Here is a 397-nt window from a genome sequence, read left to right as displayed (position 1 = left end):
TGCTGCGCCCGTTACGGCTTTGCGACATGGAACGCCCTGCGACAGGCAGCAAATCCAAGTCGCTTCCGTATCCTGCAATCCACCCATCTCGGCGGATGCCGTTTTGCCGCCTCACTTGTCGTTTTGCCGCACAGAGCCCGCTATAGCCGACTAGAGCCATCGCAGGTTGGCGATTTTCTCACCTGCCTTGAACAGGGCACTCCCTACCTGCCCGCCTATCGCGGTAACCCCTCCTACGACGCGCCTGCACAGACGGCGGAAATCGCGCTGCTGGAATGGGCAGGACAGCGCGGCACAACAGGGGCGGTGACACTTCATAAGACGGAGAGCGGCATTTCCAACGCGGACCAAGTTCATTTCTGCGCAACGATCGGCACGCAACACGCCACTGTAACCG

At 60.5% G+C, this 397-nt stretch carries 1 pseudogene; it reads left to right on the top strand.

Going from position 1 to position 397, the window contains the following annotated elements:
• Positions 1 to 397: pseudogene (locus AB4Z23_RS28810) on the top strand (sucrase ferredoxin); the annotation flags it as partial.

The sequence above is a fragment of the Agrobacterium sp. MCAB5 genome, assembly GCF_052114365.1.
GTDB classification, from domain to species: Bacteria; Pseudomonadota; Alphaproteobacteria; order Rhizobiales; family Rhizobiaceae; genus Agrobacterium; species Agrobacterium tumefaciens.
Note: the sequence above shows the minus strand (reverse complement) of the source record. Positions and strands in the feature narration are given on the sequence as shown.